Source organism: Paenibacillus sp. W2I17, from assembly GCF_030815985.1.
Classification (GTDB): Bacteria; Bacillota; Bacilli; order Paenibacillales; family Paenibacillaceae; genus Paenibacillus.
The window spans coordinates 1,597,338-1,622,991 of sequence record NZ_JAUSXM010000001.1 but is presented as its reverse complement, the minus strand read 5'-3'; the positions used below and the strand labels follow the sequence as shown (position 1 = coordinate 1,622,991).

The window sequence follows — 25,654 nt, the reverse complement described above, 5'->3', positions numbered from 1 at the left end:
ATTAAGTGTGTAGTAGGAGGAATTATGAACCAACCCGTACTAACCGATGAATTAATCATCGATTGCAAGGATATTTATTTGCGCGAGTATCGAATTGAAGATTTAGAGAAACTGCAAGAAATTACGTGGCAACCTGAGGTGTATGAATTCCTACCGGGATGGAACGCTACGATTGAAGACAGGAGCCTGTGGCTCACCGAATATGAAATCCCTGAGAATCAACGTTTTAAACAAGTTGTGATGGCGGGAGGGTATATCGGAGAGTTATACTTACGTATGGCTATCGTACTCAAAGAAAATGACGAGTTCATAGGATGGTGTTGCTCAGGGATCAAGGATGAACTGCCAGCACCCAATCGGGAGATTATGTACGGTATTTCGAAACACTTCAGAAATCGTGGTTACACAACGCAGGCGCTCAAAGGAATGACAGATTATTTGTTTGAACATACAAACGTGGAAGTGTTAAATGCCATCGCTTTGACTACCAATCAAGCATCCAATAAGGTGATACAGAAATGTAATTTTGAACGGGTAAATTTGATCGAGATCGAGGATGAAAAGTATAACCATTATCAACTGTGTAAGGGCGAAGGTCATTTTTGATTTAACTTTTAATCTCATTGAAAATCGCTATAAGTTTCAACTTTCGGATCAGGTTAGACAGTTAATCCTGGCTGCCTGATTTTTTCTGTCATTTAGTTTACAAAACAGGTTTCTGTTAATAATTTTCTCCACGATAATAGCGCTCCAATTTGTTATCCAAATGAACAAGCTGCGCTTTTTTCTCCTCGATATCATTAAGCAACTTTTGCTTTTGATCCTCAATCAACTTGGTTCTTTCCTTCAGCGTGGAGGTTCCTTCATTGACCTGATCATAATACTTTTTGATGTCTTCCACACTCATCCCGGTTTCGCGAAGGCATTTGATAAAAACCAGCCAGTTCAGATCATCCTCCAAATAAAGACGGTTATTCTGCTCATTTCGTGCAGCAGGTTTCAGCAGTCCCTTTCTTTCATAAAAGCGGATCGCTCCAATGGAGATCTCAACTTTTTTCGCTACTTCTCCAATCGTTAACATGTTAATCCCTCTTTTTATAAAAATGATTTGACCTACACTAAGTGTAGCATAGTAACTTATACATTGTTAAATATAAATCAAATTATGGAAAGAAGGATTCGCATGAAAAAGACTGTTTTTGTAACCGGAGCAAATAAAGGAATTGGATATGAAATCGTAAAGCAGTTGGGTGAAGCAGGTTGGAAAGTTATCCTTGGCGCACGTAGTATCGAACGGGGGGAAGCAGCTGTTTCTGAGTTAACTTCCAGGGGGTTAGATGTAGATTTTGTACAGATCGACATGTGCGACCTGAAGAGCATTGAGCAGGCAGCCGATACGATTCACAAGAGTTATCCCGCTATAAACCTTCTGATCAATAACGCGGGTATGCCGGGGGCTTTCTCTCATTCATTTACGGATACTAAAGAGGAAGATCTGCGGAACGCCTTTGAAGTGAACTTTTTCGGCACCTTCCGTTTGAATCAGCGATTGTTCCCGTTAATCAAAGATAATGAAGGCACAATCATTAATGTATCAACCGACATGGCTTCTCTGGACCATATGCAAAATGAGGAATCTACTTTAAATGCCTTCGACTATAATTCATCCAAAACGGCCAACAGCGCCATGACACTTTCGATGGCTTATGAAGTCAAAAACAGCAGGGCTCAAGTCTTTGCAGTAACGCCCGGATTCACATCAACAGATCTTAACGGCAACGCCGAAGGCGGTAAATCAAAAGAAGCCGGCGCTGCGATTATCGTGCGCTATGCGACGGATGGCAAACGCCATAACGGAGAATTCCTAGATGAGAATGGCGTGTACCCTTGGTAATCCACCGTTGCCAAAAGCAACGATAGAACGGGATGAATTTTAGAGAATGCCTTCAAGCTCAAACTCAAATTCAAACTTAGGCAAGCTATTCGATGATTGATACCATTGTCTCAAAAGTCTTGAGGTCCAAGATAGCTGATTTTGAAGAATGGGTAGACGATTTTATAACGAACCCAGGACGTCTTATTATGCCTTTAGGTACGTGTCTTAAATTTTAAGGAACATCAGACACGCTATTTCCGAAATCCCCTTAGAAAAACGCAGTAAACGGCTGTTTATTCTAATATAACGTGGCTCAGGTTCATTAGATCTCTGCGGACGCTTCAAATGCTTGAATAAGACGCCTCAGATTCGTTAGCCCGAAAGCCTGAAACCAATTGAGCTACTGCTCTACACTTTATCGATCAGATACAAAAAGAATCCCCCTTTCATTCCTCAACCGTAATGAGAGGGGGATTCGTCATGCAATGAAAAGCCGGAATGAAGATGGAAGAAAGCAACGTTTGGAGAGCTTGACTAGAGCGAGCGTAAGATCAAGTAGATCTTACGTAGAACTGCTTATAGCCAACTTATAGCCAGCTAGGAGCCGACGCCAGTTTAGACATCTGCCTTATGCAGCGGCAGCAAAATCATAAATTCAGTTCCCAAGCCTACCTGACTTCGTACCGTAATCTTCCCACCATACGACTCCACAATCGAGCGGGTAATGGCGAGACCGAGACCTGCGCCACCTTGTTTGCGCGAACGAGAACTGCTTGTGCGGTAAAATCGCTCAAAGATATGGGGCAGATGTTCAGGTTCAATGCCTGTGCCGTTATCCTTCACGGACAATTCAGCCTTATGATGCGTGGCATATAACGTTATGGAGATGGCTCCATGTTCAGGATCGGTGTGCTGCACCGCGTTATGGAACAGATTCAGCACAACCTGTTTCAGCTTGTAAGGGTCAGCCAGTACATACACTTCAGCCGTCAGGTCAAGATGAATGGATCTTTGCTGAGCCATCATGGCGAGTTGTGGTTGCATTTCTAGCAGGAGACTGTCCAGCTGAATAACCTCCCGCTCCTGCCTTGGAGCCTGATCCAGCTTGGTTAGTAACAGCAAATCTTCAACCAGCTTGTTAATTCGGACGGATTCGCCGTGCATGCTGTCCAGTGCTTTATACAATTGATCTTGATTGGTCGCTGCACCCCGCTGTAGAACTTCAATGAAGCCGTGAATAGAGGTGAGCGGGGTACGAAGTTCATGGGAAGCATCAGACAAGAAACGCTGCATCTGCTCTTTCGATTCCCGCTCTGCTTCAAACGAGTTCTCCAGCCTTTCAAGCATGCCATTGAATGAAACTGCGAGCTGATCCACTTCCTCTTGTCCCTGAACGATGGGAAGGCGTTCTGCGAGACTGCCTGCATCGATTTGCTGTACTTTATTCACCATGTTGGACAGGGGAACAAGCGTCCGGCGTAATACCTTGGTGTATAGAATAAGACCGGCTACCATGGCTAAAAGCGATAACATGAGGAAGATTAGAAGCTGTTTAATAATTAAATCTCTAAGTGGTTTCGTAGCCGTACCCATCTGTACCATTGGTAAGCCCCGATTGCGTGGACCTGGTGAGGCGAATACAATCAATTGCTCATTCCCTTGGCTATCCGTGACGATCCGGTAGGGAATATGTTTTTGTTCTTTCAACTCATGTGTTATGTCCTGATATACGGCGGTTGATAGTTGAGGGGCTTTCAGACCGTCTTCTCCAAAAACATCCTCAAACGTACCTTCGTTATCAAACAGGGCTAGTGAACGGTCAGGAATAAACAACACCCGATTACCAGACCCGTTTCCTGCCTGTCCACCAAAAGGATTGTTGGAAGAGCCGTTACGTGACTGGATACCGAGCCAAACCGGGGGCATGGACATGAGCTGTTCTTCCATGGTTTTTGCCTGATTCCGGTAGAGAAAGCTTTCCATGATCCAGAATTGCAAAATACCGATTAACAATAATAGCCCGGCAAGCACGAACAAAGAACGTGAGAGCAATTGAGAACGCAATGAATGAGGCCAGATCCATTGGTGGAGACGTCTTAAACGAAGTTTATTTTTCTTAGGCAGAGAGTTCATTAAAGATCCACCCTGTACCCGACACCCCGAAGCGTGCGGATGAGTTTATGCTCTTTATCCCCGAGTTTGTCACGCAAGGAGCGAACGTATACCTCCACAATATTTTCTTCCCCGCCAAAATCATACCCCCACACCCGACTCAAAATGGTCGCTTTGCTCAGTACAATCCCATGATTAAGCACAATGAATTTTAGCAATTCGTATTCGGTAGGAGATAACTCCATGACCTGATTCTGATAGGTGATTTCTTTGCGCTGATCATCAATTCGGAAGGGACCGTGGGTGACGGCTCCTATTAATAAAGGAAATTGATTACGCAGTCTGGCCTGAATCCGGGCGAGCAGCTCGTCAAAGGCAAAGGGTTTGATCATGTAATCGTCAGCACCTAGCCAAAGGCCCTTAACCCGATTCTCGACTTCATCCTTCGCTGTCAGCATAATTACGCCAACCTCGTCACCGGTCTTACGCAGACGCTCGACCAATTCGAATCCATCCATCTCTGGCATCATGACATCTAGAATAGCCATATGTGGCTTGAATTCAAGCGCTAACTCAAGCGCAGCCGCTCCATCCGGTGCGGTGCGCACATCAAAGCCCTCATTGCTTAATCCAAGCTCTAGAAATTGTAAAATATGCGGTTCATCATCAGCCAATAGTATTTTAATTCCGCTGCTAAGCTTCATTATGTGCCGCTCCTCCTTGCTTGCTTCCATCTATAGTTCTCCCTCAATGGAGAGGGACTGTATGTTGTATTATCGCTTGCCAAACTGAAATTTAGCTGAAAGGATTGTGAATTATCCTCAGACAACATTCAGCGGGCACTCATCCCAGTTTTATTTTGGCATGTCACAATACTAGACATGAAGAAATTTGAAGGAGTGATTAACTTTGAATAACACCAAAAGAAGGATGGATCTTGTCCTTCTGCCGATTGTATTACTGGCGGCATTTCTGAACGGGTACGGCATCTGGAACGATCCATATGCGAATTCCTATTATACGACTGCCGTTGGGAGTATGCTCAGTAACTTCCATAACTTTTTCTATGCTTCACTCGATTCGGCAGGCTCGGTAACTGTTGACAAACCACCGGTTGTCTTCTGGATCCAGACGGCATTTGCCTATGTCTTTGGATTGCACGGATGGAGTGTTATTTTGCCGCAGGTATTAGCGGGAATCGGTTCGGTGCTCCTGATCTATTTCATGGTGAAACCTACATATGGACTTGCAGCAGCACGAATCTCGGCACTTGCGATGGCAACTGTGCCAGTTGTGGCTGCAGTCAGTCGGACCAACAATATTGACAGCATGCTGGTATTTACACTACTGCTGGGTTCATGGTTTTTGTTCAAACGCAGCAAACAAGGCAGTGCTTGGTGCATTCTGGTTGCCTTTGGGTTAATAGGCGTAGCCTTTAATATGAAAATGCTTCAAGCCTACATGATTCTCCCGGCTTTTTACTTGTTCTATCTACTCGCATTTCAGGCGAAATGGAGAAGGAAGATCATTCTGCTGATCGGCAGCACAGCGGTTCTGGCGGTCGTTTCCTTATCCTGGGCGGTCACTGTGGATTCCATACCCGAAGACGAGCGGCCTTATATCGGCAGCAGTGAAACAAACTCGGTCATGGAACTCGCTTTTGGATACAATGGTCTGGCTCGCCTAACGGGTCAGCAGAATACTGCAGGTAACGCAGGTATGCCAAATGGTATGGGACAGGGAAATAATCGGGAAAATCGAGGAGACTCGATTTCAGGCCCTAATCAGACAGGCAGTGGTGTTCCTGGCGCTGGGCAAGATGTCAATGCACCGGATAACGATAATATGAATGGTTCGAACGGCTTGAACGCCATGGGCGGCATGAATGGGCCGAATGGCAATTTCCCGAACGGGCAGATGCCGAATGATATGGAAATGCCAAATGGAAGAAATTTCGGCGGAGGCATGGGCGGAATGTTTGGTACGGGGGAAAAAGGTCCTCTGCGTCTGTTCCAGACTGAACTGTCAGGTCAAGCCAGCTGGCTTCTGCCTGTTGTGCTGCTTGGATGCATTGCCCTATTTGCAGGATTAAGACGGAGAAATTTAACCAACAAACACAAGGAGGCCATGTTCTGGCTAGCCTGGCTGCTTCCCGTTGCTGCCTTTTTCAGTGTGGCAGGTTTCTTCCATCAATATTATCTGATTATGCTTGCACCTCCAATTGCGGCGCTGACTGGCGCAGGATTTGTAGCGATGTGGAAATCATATCGTGATCGCGATGGATGGCAGGCATGGTTGCTTCCGGTGTCCGTGCTGCTGACGACTCTATTCGGCTGGTATATCATGCAGGTGTATAACGATACGATTGGTGCAGGCTGGTCCATTAGTGAATTGATCGCAGGCATTCTGATCACGGTCATCCTAATCGTTATGCTTCATCGCACACATCGATGGAAACAGAGTTTCATTATCGCGGGATTCATGGTGATGCTGATCGGTCCAATCTACTGGGCATTCACCCCAATTACTTATGGTGGCAACAGTATGATTCCGGCAGCAGGACCTACTGGTTCCAATGGTATGTTTGGCGGATCCGGCATGGGTATGCCGATGGGTAGCGGTGCAGGAGACACAGAAATGCCTACAATGGGTGGCCGTGGCGGAATGGGCAACCGTAACGAAGAAGTCGATACAGCCACACTGAATTATTTGAAAGAGCACAATACAGGCGAAACGTATCTCTTCGCCACAACAGATTATAATCAGGCAGCACCTTATATTATCGACGAGAAAGCATCGGTAATTACACTTGGAGGTTTCTCCGGGTCAGACCCGGTGTACACAACAGAGGAACTTGAGCAACTCGTCAAGAGCGGGCAAGTGAAATACTTCATGGTTGGTGGCATGGGTGGCCGCGGAGGGAACTCGGAAATTAGCGATTGGATCAAAGAGCACGGAACCGAGATTCCAACGTCAGAATGGCAGACAGGCACCGACAGCGGATCTGCGGATAACGGAGACACCGGAAACAGAGCTGGATTTGGATTCGGCGGACAGACGACCTTGTACGAAGTGAAATTGTAGCTATATAAATTGAACTTATCATTTACACGATAACGGAGAGGACAGAAAAAACCTGAAAAAGCGAAGCGTTCGCCTTTATGCCCGGATTTTCCCTTTATAAAGGGAATCAAAAAATCTGGGGATAACAGCGATTGGAGGGTTGTTCTGTCATCGAAGTGTGCAGTGTAAATATTCTTTATTTCAATTTGTATAGAGTGAAAATCTCGGACGAAGTCCATTGGAAAAGGGAGGGGACAAACATGGCTCAAACGTATCGATATAGCATTATTATTCCCATGTATAACGAGGAAGCGGTGATCGAGGAGACTTATCGGCGTCTGAAGAAGGTCATGGGCAGCACAGGAGAGAGCTATGAACTGTTGTTTGTCAATGATGGCAGCGTGGATCGAAGTGCACAGATGATCCTTGATTACGCCCGTTGGGACGAGAGTGTGAAACTGATTGATTTTGCCCGTAACTTCGGACATCAGATTGCGATAACAGCGGGTATGGATTATGCAGCGGGGGATGCGGTAGTTATTATTGATGCGGATCTGCAGGACCCTCCCGAACTGATACTGAATATGATCGCCAAATGGAAAGAGGGCTATGAAGTCGTATATGCACGTCGCACCAGACGAAGCGGGGAAACTCGCTTCAAGAAATGGTCGGCAAGTCTGTTCTATCGTGTCCTTCGTGCCTCAACCGATACGGATATCCCGGTAGACACCGGAGATTTTCGCCTGATTGATCGCAAAGTATGTGATGAGATGAAACGTCTTCCGGAGAAAAACAGGTTCGTGCGCGGGTTGGTCAGTTGGGTCGGCTTTCGTCAGACTGCGATTGAATATGAACGCGATGAACGTCTGGCAGGTGAGACAAAATATCCGCTAAAACGCATGCTGAAGCTCAGCCTGGATGGTATTACTTCATTTTCGTATAAACCGCTCAAGCTCGCAGGTTATGTAGGTGCGATCCTGTCGGTTGGCGGATTCATCTATATGTTAACGGTTATTATTTCGGCCATCTTTACAGATTCAACAATTAAGGGATGGCCATCCATTGTGAGTATCATGCTGATGTTTAACGGATTCATCCTGATCATGCTGGGTATTCTGGGCGAGTACGTGGGCCGAATCTATGATGAGACCAAGGCGCGTCCGCTATACATTGTGAGAGATGTGGTTCATGCCGAGGGCCAGCAAGCGCAACCCCGATTGACAGCCCGAGTTGCTCATCATGACTAAGCGTCTAGTGACACTCTTCAAGTTCGGTATTGTGGGTGTTGCAAATACGGCAGTGGATGCGGTGGTGTTTGCTTTGCTTGCAGTGGTCGGTGTACCGGTTCTGATGGCTCAAGTAATCTCGTACAGCTGCGGGGTTGCAAACAGTTATTGGCTGAACGGCAGGTGGACTTTTCGAGATGCGGCACGAGGGAGCGGCGATAGAGCGCAACTTATTCGTTTTCTAATCACCAATCTCGTCGTTCTCGCGTTATCCGCCTTCATTCTGATGACATTACACGATGTGCTGGGTTGGAGTCTCGTGATGAGCAAGATCCTGGCGACCTTGATGGGGATGATTCTGAACTATATGGGCAGCAGATATTGGGTGTTTCGTATAGCTACTTAGCTGCCCACAGCGTGCAATATTGGTTATAAGAAGCAATGAAAGGAGTGTATGATGATATGCAAATTAAAAAAGCAGTTATTCCGGCAGCGGGTCTCGGAACCCGTTTCCTGCCAGCGACCAAAGCACAGCCCAAAGAGATGTTACCGATTGTAGACAAACCGGCCATCCAGTACATTGTTGAAGAAGCAGTGCAATCAGGCATTGAGAATATCCTCATTGTGACCGGACGCAACAAAAAATCCATAGAGGACCATTTTGATAAATCGGTTGAACTTGAACACTCTTTATATGCCAAGGGCAAACAGTCTTTACTGGAAGAGGTGCAGGCCATCAGCGAGATGGCAAATATTCATTTTATTCGTCAAAAAGAACCGCTGGGACTGGGGCATGCCATTGGGTGTGCACGGCAATTTGTAGGAGATGATGCTTTCGCTGTACTGCTGGGAGATGACATTATGGTGTCTGATCCACCTGCACTTGCACAGATGGTCCATCTCTATGAAAAGACAGGCAACCAGATCATTGGTGTTCGTCAGGTAGACGCGGCAAATGTGAGCAAATATGGCATCATTGATTCGAATGGTGCAGAGGACCGGGTTCACCGGGTCACCAATCTGGTCGAAAAACCTTCTCTTGCAGAAGCGCCATCCCGAACAGCTGTAATGGGACGATACATTCTGAAACCTTCCATCTTTCCTATTCTGGATCAGATCGAGAGAGGGGCTGGAGGGGAATATCAGTTAACGGATGCTTTGAAAGAAGTAAGTCAGGTGGAGGAACTGTTGGCCCTTGAACTGGAGGGGCGTCGCTACGATATAGGCGATCAATTCGGATATATTCAGGCGATCTTGGAGATCGGACTGATGCGCAAGGAATTACAGCCCATGCTGACGCCCTATCTTCAGAAGCTTGCAACCCAGTGGGGATAGGGATTGATATGTAGCAGAGGTTTAGATCTGCTGTAGGACGGGTTCTCCTCCGTGTCGTGGTTCTGTCATAGACTCTAGTATTGTACAATTATTCCAGTAAAGCTACAATTAGCAAGAAGTTTAAGTTGCTCTTTGAGGGGTGAGGAATCATGAATGAATCTATCATCAAGGACCTTATTAAGTATATGGACGTGGAGGACAACGCAGCCATTCAGTACATTCAGACTGAGCATCGGATGAAACTGGGACTCTTTTGGGGGATACAGGAAGGCAGCCGCGTTCTGGAAATCGGTTGTGGTCAGGGAGATACAACGGCCGTGCTTGCACATCTGGTGGGGGAGCACGGGCACGTTCATGGTGTAGATATTGCACCAGAGGATTATGGTGCACCGCTGACCGTAGGCGAAGCGGCAGCCAAGCTGCGGAGATCTCCACTGGGTGATCGAATTCGAATGGATTATGATTTTGACATTCTAAGTGATCAGGCTCAATTCGCCGAGAATGAGTTTGATGTTATCGTACTTTCCCATTGTTCTTGGTACTTGAAATCGTTTGACGAACTCGCCCAGATTCTTAGCAAGATTAGGATGTGGGGACATCAGTTATGTTTTGCAGAATGGGATGCGCGAGTTACAGATGTGAGCCAGCTCTCACATTGGTTATCCGTTCTGATTCAGTCTCAGGTCGAATGTTACAAAGAGAACAGCTTCTCCAATGTGCGGACGCTCTTTACACCGGAGGACATCCAAGAGCTTGTCTCTGCGGCAGGCTGGACGATGAAGGAAGAGACTTCGATCCATTCTCCTGAGCTGCAGGACGGTCGCTGGGAAACCAAAATGACACTGGCAGAAGCGCCTGTGGAACTGAAACTGCTTCCGATCCCGGACAAAGTAAAAACACTTCTTCTTTCTGAACTAAAATTACTTAGGACACATCATGCCTCGGGGCCTGGGAGCCCACTGGGAACGTATGCGATGGTTGCCAAAAAGCAGTAAAGAAATAGCTATTTGTAGTATGTTATAATAAAAATGTCTATCGACGTGCTATCACAGAAGATTGACCGCATGTAGCTGAAGTTTTTCTTGCGATAATTGAATGGTTCAGCTCCACTGGAAACATATAAATTCCACGATCTAAAAAAATGTGTTTACTTCATCACGGTAATTTTGATATTATAATCGCAATATCAAATGCGACGAAGAGACGAGTAGATAAAAATCATTCTTTCAAAGAGAGCTCCGGCAGCTGAAAAGGAGTAAAGAACTTTTTATTGAATAAAGACTCAGAGCAGCACATCGGAACTTAGCATTTAAGGGATGGTGTGACAGGAGCTCCTGTTACAGAGCTAGAGTATGAACGGTCTACAGCTTTCAACATGGTTGTAAACCTTTACTTGAAGAGGCGGATATGGTGACATATTGGCGAATCTGGGTGGTACCACGAGAGTTCAATCTCGTCCCTGAGACTATTGTCTTGGGGATGGGATTTTTTGGTTTTTCCGGGGTGTGACTACACGCTTTGGAGTTGCCTGAATAGTGTTAATTAGGAAGTCAATTTCATAATACGTTTTGGTGAGTTATGAAATTGATTTGAAGAGAAGAATCACTTAAACCGAAAGGAAATGATGATTGAATGTCAGCAAAATTGAAAGTTGGTATCGTCGGAGGAACAGGAATGGTGGGTCAGCGTTTTGTGGACCTGCTCGATCAACATCCATGGTTTGAAGTAACAGCTATTTCTGCAAGCGCCAATTCGGCAGGTAAAACATATGAAGAATCCGTACAAGGCAGATGGAAACTCGCAGCTCCTATTCCGGAAGCTGTGAAGAAAATCGTTGTTCAGGATGCTTCCCAAGTTGAGGCTTTTGCCAGCCAGGTTGATTTTATTTTCTGCGCGGTTGATATGAAAAAGAATGAAATTCAAGCGCTCGAAGAAGCTTACGCTAGAACAGGCACACCTGTCGTGTCCAACAACTCAGCTCACCGCTGGACAGCAGATGTACCGATGGTAATCCCTGAGATTAACCCGGGACATCTGGACGTGATTGAAGCTCAACGCAAACGTCTGGGTACAAAAACAGGATTTATTGCTGTAAAACCAAACTGCTCGATTCAGAGCTATGTGCCTGCACTGCACGCCTTGCGTGAGTTCAACCCGACTCAGGTTGTTGCTTCCACGTATCAAGCAATCTCGGGAGCAGGTAAAAACTTTACGGACTGGCCAGATATGCTTGATAATGTCATTCCATACATCGGTGGCGAAGAAGAGAAGAGTGAGCAGGAACCACTGCGGATCTGGGGCAGCATCGAAAATAATGAGATCGTCAAAGCATCGGCTCCATTAATTACAACCCAATGTATTCGTGTTCCAGTAACGGATGGACATCTTGCGACCGTGTTTGTAAACTTCGAGAAAAAACCAAGTAAAGACGAAATTTTGGAGCGTTGGTTGCAGTTCAAAGGCCGTCCGCAGGAACTGGCTCTGCCAAGTGCGCCAAAACAATTCATTACGTATTTTGAAGAAGAAAACAGACCACAGACAAAACTGGATCGTGACATCGAACGCGGAATGGGTGTCTCCACAGGCCGACTGCGCGAAGATTCACTTTATGACTACAAATTCGTTGGATTGTCCCACAACACGCTCCGCGGAGCTGCAGGTGGTGCGGTTCTGATCGCAGAACTGCTTAAAGCTGAAGGATATATTCAACCTAAATAAGCATACGGCATCATAAGCAGCAACAGATTTCTGAACAGGATATTTCATGAAAAACCATCACTTGTTGATGGTTTTTTTGTATTGTGAACAGGGACCAGAAAACGGGCAGGAATAGATTAAAGAGATTCCAGCATAGAGTTGTAGTGGCGAAAAACGCCGACAATGTTGTCGGCGTTTTTTACTCGGGCTCATTTAGATATACATAATGTAAGAAATAGCCTATATGTTTAGAACATACGTGAGCTATATCATGTGAAGTTTAAGATACTATGCTAGTTTGCTGCTTCATAGCAGCTGCTGGGCACTGAGCCGAAACCTCGGCTTCAGGAAGACTGCGACTTTTTAAACGGGATGCAGGACAACTCCCTTCTTCGTCACGCTTGGTTTCCCAATTGACCGGGTTGGTCATATCCGGGATGCGCTGCTCCAAAATGGCCTGATATTGACGTGCTTTCTCTTCCAAATGGGCTACGCGGCTCTTAGCCTCTTCAAGCTGAATCAGCGCCGCTTCCTTATACTCCATCATAAGTGCGAATCGCTGCGAAACGGTTGAATCACCTTCGAGGCAGAGATCGACGTATGTTTTAATATTTTCAATCGGTAAACCTGTCTGCTTGAGGCATTTGACGCCATGTAGCCAATTGATGGATTCTTCATCAAACACCCGAATATTATTTTTATTGCGTTGAATGCTCGGAACCAAGCCTTTATCCGTGTAAAAGCGAACAGCGTGCTCTGTGAGTCCCGTAAGCTGGGCAGCATCCTGGACAGTATACATATGTACTCCTCCTTCTAAAAAAATATTGGAGACCGCTTGACTTCGTGTAAGACGAAGGAGCTAGGGTTATTGTAACGCAAGTCGGCCAGAAGTGGAATCCTCGCTTCGTTGCTGAATTTCAGGAATACGTGACCACTTGCGATTCACAATTGAACCATAGGAGGAATTGAATATGCAAACTGTAACCTTGAACAATGGAGTGACAATGCCGATTATTGGCTTTGGTGTCTACCAGGTTCCCGATGCTGATGAATGTGAGAACACGGCATATGAGGCGCTGAAGGCCGGTTACCGCCTAATTGATACCGCTGCCGGTTACCTAAACGAAGAAGCGGTTGGACGTGCAATTAAACGCAGTGGCATAGCGCGGGAAGAACTTTTCATCACGACCAAGCTTTGGATTCAGGATGCAGGATACGAAAGTGCCAAGCGGGCGTTTGTCAAATCGTTAAGTAAGCTGCAGCTCGATTATCTGGATATGTACCTCATTCACATGCCGTTTGGTGATTACTACGGCGCATGGCGTGCGATGGAAGAACTATACCGTGAGGGCAAGATCAGGGCTATCGGTGTCAGTAACTTCCTACCTGACCGCCTGATGGACCTCATCGTCCACAACGAAGTTGTGCCTGTCATCAATCAGATCGAAACTCATCCGTTTCAACAGCAGGTCGACAGCGCTGTTTTCATGAAAGAACAGGGGATACAGCACCAGTCATGGTCCCCGTTCGCCGAAGGTCGCAACAATTTATTCAGCAACGAAGTCCTGGTTTCCATTGCCGAGAAACATAACAAATCCGTCGCCCAGGTTGTACTGCGCTGGCTTGTGCAGCGGGATGTTGTTGTTATTCCAAAATCAGTACGCAAAGAGCGGCTTATCGAGAACTTCGATATTTTCGACTTTGTACTAAGCCCGGAAGAGATTGCAACCATTTCCACACTGGATACCAAGGAAAGTCTATTCATGAAGATTGATAATCCTGAAGTTGCCAAGATGCTGGGCAATATGAAAGTGGATTTGTAGCCCGGAACTGATTGCTAGGTTTACGAAACGTAGCAGTATCTTGGCAATAATAGTAACAATAGCAACACAAATCAAAACGCCGACAATCATGTCGGCGTTTTTTAATCATCCAATATTTTGTTAGGCCGCAGATGTCTTATCTGACTTCTGTAGAAGCTGAGAGCGACGACCGAGCAGATAACCTGTCAGAGAAGCAAGCATCTGTTGAAATACCATGCCAAGCACAACCGGGACAGCAACTGGTGGCGGAAAATACGAAACAGCGAGTACTGCACCTGCGCTGATATTACGCATCCCTCCATTGAACACCAGAGCGACCTGATCGGCCTCATTCCAGCCCAGCAATCGGGCGATGAAGTAACTTAGCGCATAACCGAATGATGCCAGGAAAATAATGATGACCGCAAGACCAGCCAACTTCCAGTTGAAATCAGCCAAGTAGGGCGCAACGACAGATCCGTTGATCGCAACGACTGATGCCATGAACAATTTGGACAACGGATTCAACCTTGGTCCCCAGACAGGGACAATGGCGCCTTTGGTCCACTCATTCAGCAGCATACCGAGCAGGGATGGTACCACAATCATCCAAAACAGACTGCTCATCATGGCTGCTGTGTCCAGTGTAACACTGGTGCCGATTAACAGCGATAACACCCCGGGCACTACAAAAGGAGCAAGCATGGTATCAATCAGGATGATGGAAAGTGTAAGTGCGATATTGCCCCGATAGATACTGACCCAGATGAAGCTGCTTATTCCTGTCGGAATCACGGCTGCCAGAACCAGGCCCGTTATGGTATACGCATCTGTAGGGAAAACCAGATGACCCATACCGAGAGCAATTAGAGGCATCGCCAAATGCAAAATAAACAGACATACAAACAGGGGGAACGGCTTCTTCAGCACGTTCACAAAATCCCGTATCCCAAGACTGATACTTCCAGCGAACGTCATGAACGCAAAAAGCCAAGGGGATAAAAAGGTATAAGAAGAAAGAAAACTCCCGCATAACACGCCAATAATAATACTGATTGGGGTAATCAGTGGCATGATGCGGTTCAAGCGTTGGTTCAAGGCTTGAAGCATAATCATGACATCCCTTTACCGTGTGATTTTACTATTATACATCTTAATAACGTTGGCTGCAGACCCATTTGCAATGAAGTAGTCTGAACAGGTATCATGGACTTGGAACAAGGATTCCGATTAGGAGAAGGGGAGATGATCATGTTTATAAGAAAAAGAAAGCACACATTAATGATGACAGGGCTTATTGCATCAAGTATTCTTTTGATTTCGGCCTGTTCTGTCGTGGAACAAGCCAATCAAAGTTTAAATTATGTGAGTGGGGCTACTGATTATATAGAACAGGTATCAAACGCCGGGGCTGATCTGCAAGAGCTTGCATCGGGTGCGGTGAATAATCCGGAGATTACAACGCAGATTCAGGAGAAAATCGATCTGATCCAAGCAGAAGCAAGTGAATTTTCTCAGTTGACTGCTCCTGCAATAGGAGAGAGCATTCATGAAAATCTGGTTAGTTACAATACTCAATTAACAGAAGTTGTAGACAATTTCGAGAATACAATTGCAGAGCAAGGTTTTACGGCAGAAAATTGGGAGAAGACAGGCATTCCTGAACTGATCACGAACATCAATAATTTGAAAGATCCGCTAAGCGGACTTCAGGGTGAATAAATTGAATTAATTTTCAATATGGAAGACAACACAGTTTGAAATTCTCATATTTTATAAGGGCGAGATATCGGAATGATTGAATTACCGTTATGCTCGCTTTTTTATTTTCCGAAAACTCATGCATATTTAATATCACAGGAGCTAGACTATATCATGTAAATAGGATGATGTATATGACATTTATCTCATATTTATGTGAAGATGATCTATGGTTTGACAAGGTTGGGACAGAGGCGTATGATAAGTATATAAGTTAATAAAATATAGTTACTTACTATAAGTTTAGAACTGCACCTAAATATATTTTGCCAAAGGAGAACGGAGTCATGACTCAACACAATGGAAAAGTAATTATTATTACAGGTGGAGCAAGTGGTATTGGTAAAGAGACAGCACTTCAACTTTCGGATCAAGGTGCGACTATTGTTGTCGCTGACTATAATGAAGACGGAGCGAAGAAGCTTGCGGCAGAGATTGAAGCAGCAGGCGGAACAGCGGGCGCGTACAAAGTGGATGTATCCAAAGGGGACGAGATCAAAGCCCTGATAGACTGGACCGTAGAGCAATATGGTACGTTAAGCGGTATTTTCAATAACGCAGGCATTGGACTTGTGAAGCCATTTCTGGAGATGGACCCGGAATCCTATCACAGAGTCATTGATGTAGATCAGCACAGCGTATACTACGGTATGTATTATGGCGCGAAAAAAATGGTTGAATTGAATGTACAAGGTACTATTGTAAATACAGCTTCGATCTATGGAAGTGTTGCTGCAGTAGGTAGCTTCAACTACAATGCAGCCAAGGCTGCTGTTGTTATGATGTCCAAATCCGGTGCATTGGAACTTGCTGAGCATGGAATTCGTGTAGTTGGTGTAGCACCTGGCTTTATCGAAACACCGATTCTGGGTGATGACCAAGCCATGAAGGATGCGCTTGCTACTCAACATATGCGTGGAGAGCTTATTCAACCGGAGAAAGTAGCCAGTGTGGTTACATTCCTGTTCAGTGATGCAGCCAGTGCAGTCAATGGTACAACCGTAGCCGTAGATGATGGATTCCTCAGCTTCAAAACCAAATAAGTACCCTTTTATAATTAAGGCAACTCATCTCAAAAAACAGAAACACGGTGCAGAACGATTTATTCGTTTTGCACCGTTTTTGTATTTTCATTATAAAGTAATCGTAGCATGTGAGATGGAAATAAGTTTGTCGAATCATCCCGAAAATTCAGAGATCGTGATACAATTAGCAAGGTTGTATCTTTTTATCATTTTGTGGTGTGTCATATACAATTCGAACTCCGAGAGAGCCATAACTCTCTTCTTTGTAGTGACATTGAGAACAAGTTTTGGTCGAGCATAACGCATCGTTATGAACTTGTAATTTTTCGTTACACAGTGGACATTTATTTTCAAAAAGAGTCTTCAACACGTTAAACATGCTTAATCACTCATTTCGGATTAATTTACTTGGTTTTTATTATAACTGATAATATTCGCCGTGTATACCACTTTTGAGTGGTATCGATATGAGATTTATATTGCACGAAAGGAAGCGCATAACCGATGGATCTTCTGCTTTTTGTCATCATGTTTATACTGGGTCTGGTCGGTTCATTCTTCTCCGGTTTGTTGGGTATTGGTGGGGCCATTATCAATTATCCGCTGTTGTTATATGTTCCATCCTGGATGGGATTGGAGCCGTTCTCAGCACATCAGGTATCTTCGATTAGTATGTTTCAAGTGTTTTTCGCTTCACTTGCCGGTGTGATTGCATTCCGCAGAAAAGTAAAAACGGGTAGAAGTGGTGGGGCGATCGTTCACCACGGATTGGTGCTATACATGGGCTCCAGCATTCTTGCTGGCAGTCTGATCGGCGGGTTCATATCCGGTCATCTGGACGGAAGGATTATTAATCTGATCTATGGCATTCTGGCGATCATGGCGATTGTGCTTATGCTAATTCCCGGAAAAGGAAAGCTTGATACCTCAGCTCCACTGGTGTTTAATCGATGGATTGCAGCAGGCACTGCTTTTGCAGTAGGCATTGTATCAGGGATTGTTGGTGCGGGTGGTGCCTTTATCCTTATTCCTATCATGCTGACGATTCTCAACATCCCCGTACGAACGACGATTGCTTCTTCACTGGCGATTGTATTTATCTCCGCAATCGGCGGCGTTATAGGGAAAATTACGGGTGGAGACATTCCGATGGAACCCATCATCTATACGGTGATCGGCAGTTTGCTCGGGGCATCCCTTGGTTCACGGGTTAGTTCGATGATCAATGTGAGGGTACTTCGATATGCATTAATCGTACTTATCGCCATCACCGCGGTCAAAGTCTGGTCTTCCATTCTGTAAAATCACGTATGTAGAAATGAACAATGATGATTTCGTAACCAAACGGTTGGATCGCCGTATAAAGGTTATGAACATGAGCTGAAGCGTTGGATACACGATCAAATGAGTTCAGTTTTCGTCCATGGAGCACCTCATCTCCTTTCATGGATACATGTTTAACATTAATAGAATTTGAGGTATCCACCCTATGAATAACGTACTTACAGAACAGGCTGATGCAGGATATCGGCTAGCTGAGCAGAAAGCATCTCAGTATTTTACTTCTCTTAGGCAGCAACTTATAGATAATACGTATACGACAGCACTTAGCCAAGATATTCATGTATGGCAAAAGAAACATATTCATCGTTTTGCCTGGCTTTCTCTTTTATCACCTAGCAAAAGAAAACCGGATCCCCGGGATATTCATAGATATATCCACTGGCTGAATGCTACTGGGAAGCTGGATGATTACCTGGATCGGAGTATCTCCTATATTTATATGCGGGATCTGGGGCAAGCCCTTGATTCTCCGGGTACGCAATCCCGAATTCAGCACATTGTCCAGAATACCAAAAAATACTTTATGGGCTCTGCCACTGGGCGCAAAGGACAGCCCGATTATATTAGTCTGGCTGCGTTGTACCGGTGGGGACAGAAGGAGCACATTGAAACAGCTGTCATCTGGGTGATGAACAAATTAAAGAATGTAGCATCCAACATCCCGAAGGAGCTGGATGCAGAGCAGGCACAGCGGAAGCTCATCAAGATCATTCTCGGCGTGGTCCTTCATGTGGATGATGAGATGAACGAGCAGACACCACCAGAAGAACGGGCCCGGAGATTTGATGCGGCGATTCGACTTGGTTATTCGTACGGTTTGACGTATCCATTTGTGGATGATCTGCTGGATTCTCAAGCTTTGACTGTTCAAGAAAAAGAACAATATTCCCTGATGATACGCGATGCACTTCTTACCGGGGTCGTACCTGATCTGGGAGAGTGGAAAGGTAGCAATCTGGAAGTGATCGAATATGTACATTCCGAGCTTCGGGAAGCATTTGAGTACATTAAGGACTATCAGCATCCAGAGAAACAGCGCACGTTCTTAGAGCAATCTTATGTGTTCTTTCAGTCTCAGGAGATCGATCGCAACAAGAAATTAGCCAATGCGAATTATACCAATGAAGAATTGTACATTCCGATTATTATCAAATCTTCTTCTTCCCGATTAATCGTCCGGTCTGTTCTCAGTGCACCAGTGGATGAAGGATTTGATCTACGGACGTTCTATTACGGGATATATAATCAGTTGGCCGATGATTTTGCCGATATGTTTGACGATATGGAAGAAGGGGCAGTAACTCCGTATACGTACTATTTGAAGTACCGCGACCTGCGTCCCGACTTGATTAATCCATATGAATTGTATTGGGCAGTCATCTCTCATCTAATCCATGATGTTTACAACTCGGATGCCAAGACCCGTGAGGTCATACTGGATCGTGCCATCAACGGGCTGAAGCGTTGTAAAGAACGGTTGGGACAGCAAAAATATGATGAAGTGATGACGATCTTTGCCTCTGGGCAGCCTGAATTCAATCAACTGGTTCAACAGATGGTGCGAAAAGCAGATGACGTTGATTTCCTCGATAAATTGTTACGGGATCAGGTCGTGCTTCAATTGAGAAATGACAAGCAGGAGAAAGAGGAGTTCAAACAGACCATTCGAACGGTGCGCGAACAGATTAATGTGGAGTTGCAGATTGCGAAGCCCGGTGGGCTGCATGAGATGAAAGAAACGCTAATCGATGCAGCCAATTACAGTTTGCAGGGAGACGGAAAAAGGTTACGTCCCATATTAACTTGGGTTATGGGTGTGCGAGAGTACGGTCTACCTGAATCATCCATCGTTCCCCTACTAAGATCGCTGGAGTACATGCATACCGCTTCCCTGATCTTTGATGATCTGCCTACGCAGGATAATGCTTCGACAAGACGTGGACGATCCACGCTGCACCAGGTACACAATAGCGCCACAGCAGAGCTTACCGGTCTGTTTCTCATTCAGAAGGCGATTGGAGAGCAATCCTCATTGAATCGCTTTGATGCGGCAACCGTGCTCACTCTCATTCAGTATTCGGCTGAAAAAGCAGAGGATATGTGTATGGGGCAGGCGATGGATCTGAACTCCAAAGGCAAGGCATTGACGCTGGAGCAGTTGAACATGATCTGTTTTTACAAAACAGGCATTGCCTTCGAAGCTGCCCTGGTTATGCCAGCGATACTTGCCCAAGTGAAGGAAGCGGAGATGGTTGCGCTGAAAAAGTTCGCTTATCATGCAGGGATCGCCTTCCAGATCAAGGACGACTTGCTGGATTTCGAGGGAAATCACCTCATTCTTGGGAAACCTGCAGGTCAGGATGAGCGGAACAACAATTCAACCTTTGTGTCTATTCTGGGTGATGAAGGCGCGAAGAAAGCGATGTGGGAGCATTATTGTCTTGCTACAGATGCATTGAACGAGATGCCGAAACCTATTCCCTTCCTGAGACATTTATTGGATTATCTTATTGGCCGCGAGCGCTAATCCATTTTTCTCGCGATTCCTTACTCCATATGACTTATAATGATATATAATGACAAAGGTCGGGATTCCATTGGATGGATTCCAGGCCTTGTTTGACTTTGTAGACACCAAACTTTTGAAAAGATATGTTTCAATAACTCGATTTTTGGGTACTAAGCTGGTATTGTGGTTTTAAAACAAACCGATCCTTTGTGGAACAACGTCCTTCCAATTAAAATTAACTTTCGACTATTTATAACATGAGTCTATATGCCAAAAGGAGAGTTTACAATGCAGGTTCAAAAGGTCGACCATCATGAATTGTTCGAGCAGATATACAACCAAGCACCTATTGGAATTGCACTCGTTGCTCCGACAGGAGAATGGAGAAAAGTGAACCCTGCATTTTGCTGTATGCTGGGTTTTACTTATGAGGAATTAACGAAGCTCACCTACCAGGATATTACGCATCCGGATGATTCACCACAAGATGTGATCTATAACTGCGAGCTATTCGAAGGTAAATCTAAAGAGTATAAATATGAAAAGCGTTATATCCATAAAAATGGTAACATCTTATGGATTTCATTGCATGTTTCATTAGTTCGTAGCGAAATTACGGATGAACCTCTTTACTTCATTTGCCATATTGTTGATATAACTGACCGCAAAATGTCTGAACAAAAACTTCTGCATAGTGAAGAGATGTTCAAACTGATTACAGATCATGCTCAGGAGATCATCTATATTGCTGATCAGGAGGGTATTTGTCGATTCTGCTCTCCCTCAGTCCAACTTTTATTGGGTTATTCGCCAGAAGAAGTGATTGGTCAAAAAAATGATGCATATTTCCACCCACAAGATCTGGAACGGATCTCACAGATGGACTTGACTAAGGGAAATCTGTTAAATATTAGGGTGCGTCATAAAGAGGGACATTATCTGTGGTTTGAGACCACATACAAGGTTTTTGGTGATGCTGAGCATGGACAGCAGATTCTTTCGATTGGACGAGATGTATCCGAACGAAAAAAACAAAAGGATATCAGTGCAGAGGCTGAACGTATTGCCTTAATTGGTAGTTGGGAATGGGATATGGTCAAAGATTATATAACACTTTCAGATCAGATCTTTGAGATTTTTGAACTTGAACGCACCTGCAAACCATATCGTATAAGTGATGTTTTTGATGTCATGGATTCCGAATATATAACCTCTTTACAAAACCATATTACAAGGGTAAAACAGGGTGAACCGCTCGATTTTGAATACAAACACATCAGCTCTGATGGAAGTGAGAAGTATCTTCACTTGCGTGGGCTGATCACGCTCGATGAATATCAGCAGCCAGTTCAGCTGAACGGAACACTTCAGGATATCACTGAACGCAAACGCATCGAATTTAAATTGCAGGAATCTGTGGAGCGATACACTTCGCTTAAGAAATACAATCATGACGCCATTATCTCGTTTAACATGGATGGTAATATTATGAATGCAAATCCAGTAGCGGTGAAAATGACGGGTTGTCCCGTGGCTGAAATGATCGGTACAAGCATAAGCAGATTTATCGGAGCCAGTAATCTGGGTCTGATTCTGGGCAGTAATTATGAGATGGCTGAAAAGGAGATCAACGCTGTTCGGCACACGGATGGATCTGAGACAGAAGTCTTGGCTACGCTTGCTCCAATTATTATTAATAAATCCAATGTCGGGTTTTACCTGATTGCGAAGGATATTACGGAGCAGAAAAAACTGCTGGTAGCCAAAGAAACAGCGGAGAGAATGAATAAGGCCAAAAGTGAATTTTTGGCGATGATGAGCCATGAAATCCGCACACCTATGAACGGTGTAATTGGGATGACGGATCTGCTCATGGATACTCCTGGACTTAGCGGGGAACAAAAGGAATATATCGAAATCATCCAGAAGAGTGGAGATTCCTTGCTGGCCATCATTAATGATATTCTTGATTTTTCCAAAATTGAGTCAGGCAAAACCGATCTGGTTGAAGATCCTTTTGATCTCGTAGAGATCGTGACCGAGACGGTGCAAATCGTAAAACCGCTGGCTCGAGAAAAGAAGCTGGATGTACGTATGTGCGTAGAAGATGCTATTCCAACTCCGGTGTATGGTGATGCTTATCGTCTCAAACAGGTACTTACCAATATCATTGGCAACGCGGTCAAATTCACTTCAGAAGGCGGCGTGGAAGTTAAAGTTGGGGTTAAGGAGCAGTCCGGCAATAACGTGCAGCTTTATTTTCAGGTAAAGGATTCGGGCATTGGGATTCCGATTGAAAGGAAACAACAATTATTTGAACCTTTCTACCAACTGGAGAATTTTATGACCCGCAAACCTCAAGGTACCGGTCTTGGCCTTGCCATTAGTAAGAAACTGGTGGAGCTTATGCAGGGCGAGATCTGGATCGAGGAATCGGATGAACCGGGTACAATATTTATATTCACCGCCCAATTTAAATTAAATAACGGTGAAGAGAGCAACAGGTTGGATCAACAGCAGAAGAAGAGCAGAACATCAGCCTTGCGGATTTTAATCGCAGAAGACAATGAGGTGAATCAGCTCGTCCTTAGCAGAATCGTTGAGAAAAAAGGGCACTTCGTGGATCATGTGGCGGACGGTGTTGAGGCAGTCGAGGCGGTCAAACACACTTCATATGATATCGTCTTCATGGATGTGCATATGCCAAGGCTTAATGGATTCGAAGCGACAAAAGCGATTAAAAATGCTTTGCACCCCGAGAGTTGTCCATACATTATTGCGGTAACTGCAAATGCAGTAAGAGGAGACATGGAAAACTGCTTGAAGGCAGGCATGGATGCGTATATCAGCAAACCGATCAAAATCGAGTCCATTATGCAAGCGTTGGAGACCTATTACATCAAAAATAATCTCTGAGTGTCCTAAAAATGGATTCATGAGCAAAAGCTGCTAGCTTAGCATAAATAAGCTAGCAGCTTTTTTATGCACAAATCTCTAAGGATTTTTGATCCACAATTTGGAGATGTCCAGATAACCGAATTCTGCTACCTGCATGCCGAAGATGCTCTGATCCAGTTCAGCCTGCTTGTTCATGTGACAGCCATGCAAGATCCAGCAGTGATCACGTAACAAGGCTTCAGCTTCATCCAGGAGCGCAGTACGGTCTTCCCGATGGAGCTTTGCGAAATGATCCAGTTTGTCATCCAGTAGAGACTGGTATGCAGGAGACATACACATATGAAAATGGTTGGACAGGTTTTTGAAAAAATGAATCATGCCGTACTGCCAATCTTCCTCCAGTATCTCTTCAGCGAGGATCAATTGCGCGTTCGTGGTCTCCTCTGAGTTGAAGTAATCCACAACGGCCTGCATGCTGATGTTCAGACCGATGGACTCTGCACGACGTTGGAACCACTCCGCAACGTCTGCATCTTTATTATGCTTATATGATAATGTTATTGTCTCACCTTGGTACCCACAGTTATGCAACAATTCACGAGCATGCTTAAGAGAGGCAGCGGTCCAGTCTTGTGCTGCACTTTTCCAGGGCAGAAAGCTGCTGGCCGGTGTGATCCGATTCCCACCGAGATCTCGGACAAGCGCGACCGAATCATAGACGATACGCAGGGCTTGTCGAAATAGGGGATGATGATGGATGCCTTCCTTGTGAAAATTGAACAGCATATACTGACAACCCAGCGCCGGATAATTGATACTGTTGGTCTGATCACAGCCTGTTGCCAGACTTAATCGATCTGTACCCGGTAGCTCATAATAGCGATCATTCGGACTCAGGTCAGGCACAAACCAGAAGTGGACTTGATCCAGATGTGGTCGGATGCCGTAGTACGCATCAAAAGCGGTAAGCTCCAGCACATCTTCATTCAGCTCAGAGATCTGAAAAGGACCGGTACCTATCAATGTATTGGTTACATTGTAATCGTAGGGCAGGATTGTCATCCGAATACAACTGAACAGATGCAAGAAAAACCGATTAGGACGATGTAGAACAAACTTGATGCAGTAATCGCCAGCTACTTCCGCTCGTTCAATATCCCGATACAACCAGATGGACGGACTGTGCACATCAATCAAACGTTGCAACGTCGCTTGGACATCCCGGGACGTCATGACACGACCATTGTGAAAACGTACACCTTTTCGGAGATAAAAGGTCCATAAGCAATGGTCTTCGCTGCATTCCCACATGTGAGCCAGTGCTGGCAGGAATGATTCCGTCTTGGCATCATAAGTGATCAACGTATTACAGACCTGGCTTAATAGGTAGGTTTCAAATGCAGTATAAACAAAGGCTGGGTCCAAATCACCTAACTGGCGTGACCTCATGATGCGCAGGATATCCTGACCAGAGGCAGTTTCATCGTGGCTGTGAAATCCCATCTGTTGATGGAGGGAGAGCATGAGCTGTTCTCGCAGTGAATCATCCATCTGAATGGTTCCAATGAGTTCAATGGCATCCTTCATTTTGCCTTTACCCAAAAGTTCGGTAAAACTCGCTTCCAACGCTTCATTCATGCTACGCAGCATCGTTAACTCCGAATGATGTCCCCGTCCACGACCGGGTTGCCAGTGGATGAAGCCTTGCTCCTCCAATTTTCTGAGAATGAATTTCACATTACGTGGGGTGCAGCACAAGGCAGCGGACAGGCTATCGATCGTTACTGTTACAGGTTCATGAAGCTTGAAAGACAGTTGTTCGGCCCCGGCGAGCCTTATAAAGTGTGTATGTAGGGTATCCATGTTCATGACTCCTCTATTAAAGGTGAAAAGTGTGATCATATGTTTACACTTTTCTTTCCCCCTTTTATCCTTACAATTATACATTAGAAGAGGTAGTTCAAAAAGTCCGTTTTTGAAGCATCTAGAAAGAATAGGAGAAGTTC

20 protein-coding genes and 1 other annotated feature are annotated in these 25,654 nt (G+C 45.1%); of the genes, 14 read left to right on the top strand and 6 right to left on the bottom strand.

What is annotated here, in order from left to right; translation table 11 throughout:
* Positions 1 to 24 precede the first annotated feature (24 nt).
* The gene (locus QF041_RS07030) at positions 25 to 606 is read left to right on the top strand and encodes a GNAT family N-acetyltransferase (protein WP_307413147.1); all 582 of its coding nucleotides are present in this window, start codon (positions 25 to 27) and stop codon (positions 604 to 606) included.
* 115 nt (positions 607 to 721) lie between these two features.
* On the opposite strand, the gene QF041_RS07025 is transcribed toward QF041_RS07030, so the two are convergent.
* Positions 722 to 1,081, bottom strand: a complete 360-nt coding sequence (locus QF041_RS07025; RefSeq protein ID WP_076249478.1) for a MerR family transcriptional regulator — start codon at positions 1,079 to 1,081, stop codon at positions 722 to 724.
* A 102-nt stretch (positions 1,082 to 1,183) separates the two neighbouring features.
* Between QF041_RS07025 and QF041_RS07020 the strand changes: the two genes are divergently transcribed.
* Positions 1,184 to 1,894, top strand: a complete 711-nt coding sequence (locus tag QF041_RS07020) for an SDR family NAD(P)-dependent oxidoreductase (RefSeq protein ID WP_307413145.1) — start codon at positions 1,184 to 1,186, stop codon at positions 1,892 to 1,894.
* 597 nt (positions 1,895 to 2,491) lie between these two features.
* Here the strand turns inward: QF041_RS07020 and QF041_RS07015 are convergent.
* Positions 2,492 to 4,009 (bottom strand): sensor histidine kinase, encoded by a 1,518-nt coding sequence (locus QF041_RS07015; protein WP_307413143.1) that lies wholly within the window; start codon positions 4,007 to 4,009, stop codon positions 2,492 to 2,494.
* Positions 4,009 to 4,692, bottom strand: a complete 684-nt coding sequence (locus QF041_RS07010) for a response regulator transcription factor (protein ID WP_307416916.1) — start codon at positions 4,690 to 4,692, stop codon at positions 4,009 to 4,011. The genes QF041_RS07015 and QF041_RS07010 overlap by 1 nt, the downstream gene beginning before the upstream one ends.
* Positions 4,693 to 4,897: 205 nt before the next feature.
* Between QF041_RS07010 and QF041_RS07005 the strand changes: the two genes are divergently transcribed.
* From QF041_RS07005 to asd, 6 genes are all read left to right on the top strand, one after another.
* Positions 4,898 to 7,072 carry an ArnT family glycosyltransferase gene (locus QF041_RS07005; RefSeq protein WP_307413142.1) on the top strand — a complete coding sequence of 725 codons (2,175 nt, stop codon included), beginning with the start codon at positions 4,898 to 4,900 and terminating at the stop codon, positions 7,070 to 7,072.
* A 239-nt stretch (positions 7,073 to 7,311) separates the two neighbouring features.
* Positions 7,312 to 8,298, top strand: a complete 987-nt coding sequence (locus tag QF041_RS07000; RefSeq protein ID WP_307413140.1) for a glycosyltransferase family 2 protein — start codon at positions 7,312 to 7,314, stop codon at positions 8,296 to 8,298.
* The gene (locus QF041_RS06995; protein WP_307413139.1) at positions 8,291 to 8,683 is read left to right on the top strand and encodes a GtrA family protein; all 393 of its coding nucleotides are present in this window, start codon (positions 8,291 to 8,293) and stop codon (positions 8,681 to 8,683) included. The genes QF041_RS07000 and QF041_RS06995 overlap by 8 nt, the downstream gene beginning before the upstream one ends.
* A gap of 56 nt (positions 8,684 to 8,739) precedes the next feature.
* Positions 8,740 to 9,612, top strand: a complete 873-nt coding sequence (gene galU, locus QF041_RS06990) for a UTP--glucose-1-phosphate uridylyltransferase GalU (RefSeq protein ID WP_237175573.1) — start codon at positions 8,740 to 8,742, stop codon at positions 9,610 to 9,612.
* A gap of 149 nt (positions 9,613 to 9,761) precedes the next feature.
* A complete protein-coding gene (locus tag QF041_RS06985) occupies positions 9,762 to 10,607 on the top strand; it encodes a class I SAM-dependent methyltransferase (RefSeq protein WP_307413136.1) in 846 nt (281 codons plus the stop codon).
* Positions 10,608 to 10,798: 191 nt separating this feature from the next.
* Positions 10,799 to 11,076 (top strand) — a binding site (T-box leader).
* A gap of 168 nt (positions 11,077 to 11,244) precedes the next feature.
* On the top strand, positions 11,245 to 12,330 hold the full coding sequence (gene asd / locus QF041_RS06980; protein WP_307413134.1) for an aspartate-semialdehyde dehydrogenase: 1,086 nt from the start codon (positions 11,245 to 11,247) through the stop codon (positions 12,328 to 12,330).
* A 259-nt stretch (positions 12,331 to 12,589) separates the two neighbouring features.
* On the opposite strand, the gene QF041_RS06975 is transcribed toward asd, so the two are convergent.
* Positions 12,590 to 13,108 (bottom strand): MerR family transcriptional regulator, encoded by a 519-nt coding sequence (locus QF041_RS06975; protein ID WP_047842784.1) that lies wholly within the window; start codon positions 13,106 to 13,108, stop codon positions 12,590 to 12,592.
* A 172-nt stretch (positions 13,109 to 13,280) separates the two neighbouring features.
* Between QF041_RS06975 and QF041_RS06970 the strand changes: the two genes are divergently transcribed.
* On the top strand, positions 13,281 to 14,132 hold the full coding sequence (locus QF041_RS06970) for an aldo/keto reductase (RefSeq protein ID WP_307413132.1): 852 nt from the start codon (positions 13,281 to 13,283) through the stop codon (positions 14,130 to 14,132).
* A 120-nt stretch (positions 14,133 to 14,252) separates the two neighbouring features.
* On the opposite strand, the gene QF041_RS06965 is transcribed toward QF041_RS06970, so the two are convergent.
* A complete protein-coding gene (locus tag QF041_RS06965) occupies positions 14,253 to 15,221 on the bottom strand; it encodes a bile acid:sodium symporter family protein (protein ID WP_074094894.1) in 969 nt (322 codons plus the stop codon).
* Positions 15,222 to 15,362: 141 nt separating this feature from the next.
* On the opposite strand from QF041_RS06965, the gene QF041_RS06960 reads away from it, so the two are divergent.
* The 5 genes from QF041_RS06960 (at position 15,363) to QF041_RS06940 (ending at position 23,666) form a co-directional block, all read left to right on the top strand.
* On the top strand, positions 15,363 to 15,833 hold the full coding sequence (locus tag QF041_RS06960) for a DUF6376 family protein (RefSeq protein ID WP_127545763.1): 471 nt from the start codon (positions 15,363 to 15,365) through the stop codon (positions 15,831 to 15,833).
* Between the two features lie 326 nt (positions 15,834 to 16,159).
* The gene (locus QF041_RS06955; protein WP_047842788.1) at positions 16,160 to 16,915 is read left to right on the top strand and encodes an SDR family NAD(P)-dependent oxidoreductase; all 756 of its coding nucleotides are present in this window, start codon (positions 16,160 to 16,162) and stop codon (positions 16,913 to 16,915) included.
* A gap of 486 nt (positions 16,916 to 17,401) precedes the next feature.
* On the top strand, positions 17,402 to 18,199 hold the full coding sequence (locus QF041_RS06950; RefSeq protein ID WP_307413130.1) for a sulfite exporter TauE/SafE family protein: 798 nt from the start codon (positions 17,402 to 17,404) through the stop codon (positions 18,197 to 18,199).
* A gap of 187 nt (positions 18,200 to 18,386) precedes the next feature.
* Positions 18,387 to 20,768 carry a polyprenyl synthetase family protein gene (locus QF041_RS06945; protein WP_307413128.1) on the top strand — a complete coding sequence of 794 codons (2,382 nt, stop codon included), beginning with the start codon at positions 18,387 to 18,389 and terminating at the stop codon, positions 20,766 to 20,768.
* Positions 20,769 to 21,038: 270 nt separating this feature from the next.
* Positions 21,039 to 23,666, top strand: a complete 2,628-nt coding sequence (locus QF041_RS06940; RefSeq protein ID WP_307413127.1) for a PAS domain S-box protein — start codon at positions 21,039 to 21,041, stop codon at positions 23,664 to 23,666.
* A gap of 78 nt (positions 23,667 to 23,744) precedes the next feature.
* On the opposite strand, the gene QF041_RS06935 is transcribed toward QF041_RS06940, so the two are convergent.
* On the bottom strand, positions 23,745 to 25,511 hold the full coding sequence (locus QF041_RS06935) for an ABC transporter substrate-binding protein (protein WP_307413125.1): 1,767 nt from the start codon (positions 25,509 to 25,511) through the stop codon (positions 23,745 to 23,747).
* Between the last annotated feature and the right edge of the window lie 143 nt (positions 25,512 to 25,654).

Bases quoted from the DNA above. Each gene is read 5' to 3' on its own strand.
- QF041_RS06975 (WP_047842784.1), bottom strand. From the start codon at position 13,108: ATGTATACTGTCCAGGATGCTGCCCAGCTTACGGGACTCACAGAGCAC.
- QF041_RS07000 (WP_307413140.1), top strand. From the start codon at position 7,312: ATGGCTCAAACGTATCGATATAGCATTATTATTCCCATGTATAACGAG.
- QF041_RS07020 (WP_307413145.1), top strand. From the start codon at position 1,184: ATGAAAAAGACTGTTTTTGTAACCGGAGCAAATAAAGGAATTGGATAT.
- QF041_RS06970 (WP_307413132.1), top strand. From the start codon at position 13,281: ATGCAAACTGTAACCTTGAACAATGGAGTGACAATGCCGATTATTGGC.
- QF041_RS07025 (WP_076249478.1), bottom strand. From the start codon at position 1,081: ATGTTAACGATTGGAGAAGTAGCGAAAAAAGTTGAGATCTCCATTGGA.
- QF041_RS07010 (WP_307416916.1), bottom strand. From the start codon at position 4,692: ATGAAGCTTAGCAGCGGAATTAAAATACTATTGGCTGATGATGAACCG.
- QF041_RS07015 (WP_307413143.1), bottom strand. From the start codon at position 4,009: ATGAACTCTCTGCCTAAGAAAAATAAACTTCGTTTAAGACGTCTCCAC.
- QF041_RS06965 (WP_074094894.1), bottom strand. From the start codon at position 15,221: ATGCTTCAAGCCTTGAACCAACGCTTGAACCGCATCATGCCACTGATT.
- QF041_RS06955 (WP_047842788.1), top strand. From the start codon at position 16,160: ATGACTCAACACAATGGAAAAGTAATTATTATTACAGGTGGAGCAAGT.
- QF041_RS06995 (WP_307413139.1), top strand. From the start codon at position 8,291: ATGACTAAGCGTCTAGTGACACTCTTCAAGTTCGGTATTGTGGGTGTT.
- QF041_RS06950 (WP_307413130.1), top strand. From the start codon at position 17,402: ATGGATCTTCTGCTTTTTGTCATCATGTTTATACTGGGTCTGGTCGGT.
- QF041_RS06985 (WP_307413136.1), top strand. From the start codon at position 9,762: ATGAATGAATCTATCATCAAGGACCTTATTAAGTATATGGACGTGGAG.
- QF041_RS07030 (WP_307413147.1), top strand. From the start codon at position 25: ATGAACCAACCCGTACTAACCGATGAATTAATCATCGATTGCAAGGAT.
- asd (WP_307413134.1), top strand. From the start codon at position 11,245: ATGTCAGCAAAATTGAAAGTTGGTATCGTCGGAGGAACAGGAATGGTG.
- QF041_RS06940 (WP_307413127.1), top strand. From the start codon at position 21,039: ATGCAGGTTCAAAAGGTCGACCATCATGAATTGTTCGAGCAGATATAC.
- QF041_RS06960 (WP_127545763.1), top strand. From the start codon at position 15,363: ATGTTTATAAGAAAAAGAAAGCACACATTAATGATGACAGGGCTTATT.
- galU (WP_237175573.1), top strand. From the start codon at position 8,740: ATGCAAATTAAAAAAGCAGTTATTCCGGCAGCGGGTCTCGGAACCCGT.
- QF041_RS06945 (WP_307413128.1), top strand. From the start codon at position 18,387: ATGAATAACGTACTTACAGAACAGGCTGATGCAGGATATCGGCTAGCT.
- QF041_RS06935 (WP_307413125.1), bottom strand. From the start codon at position 25,511: ATGGATACCCTACATACACACTTTATAAGGCTCGCCGGGGCCGAACAA.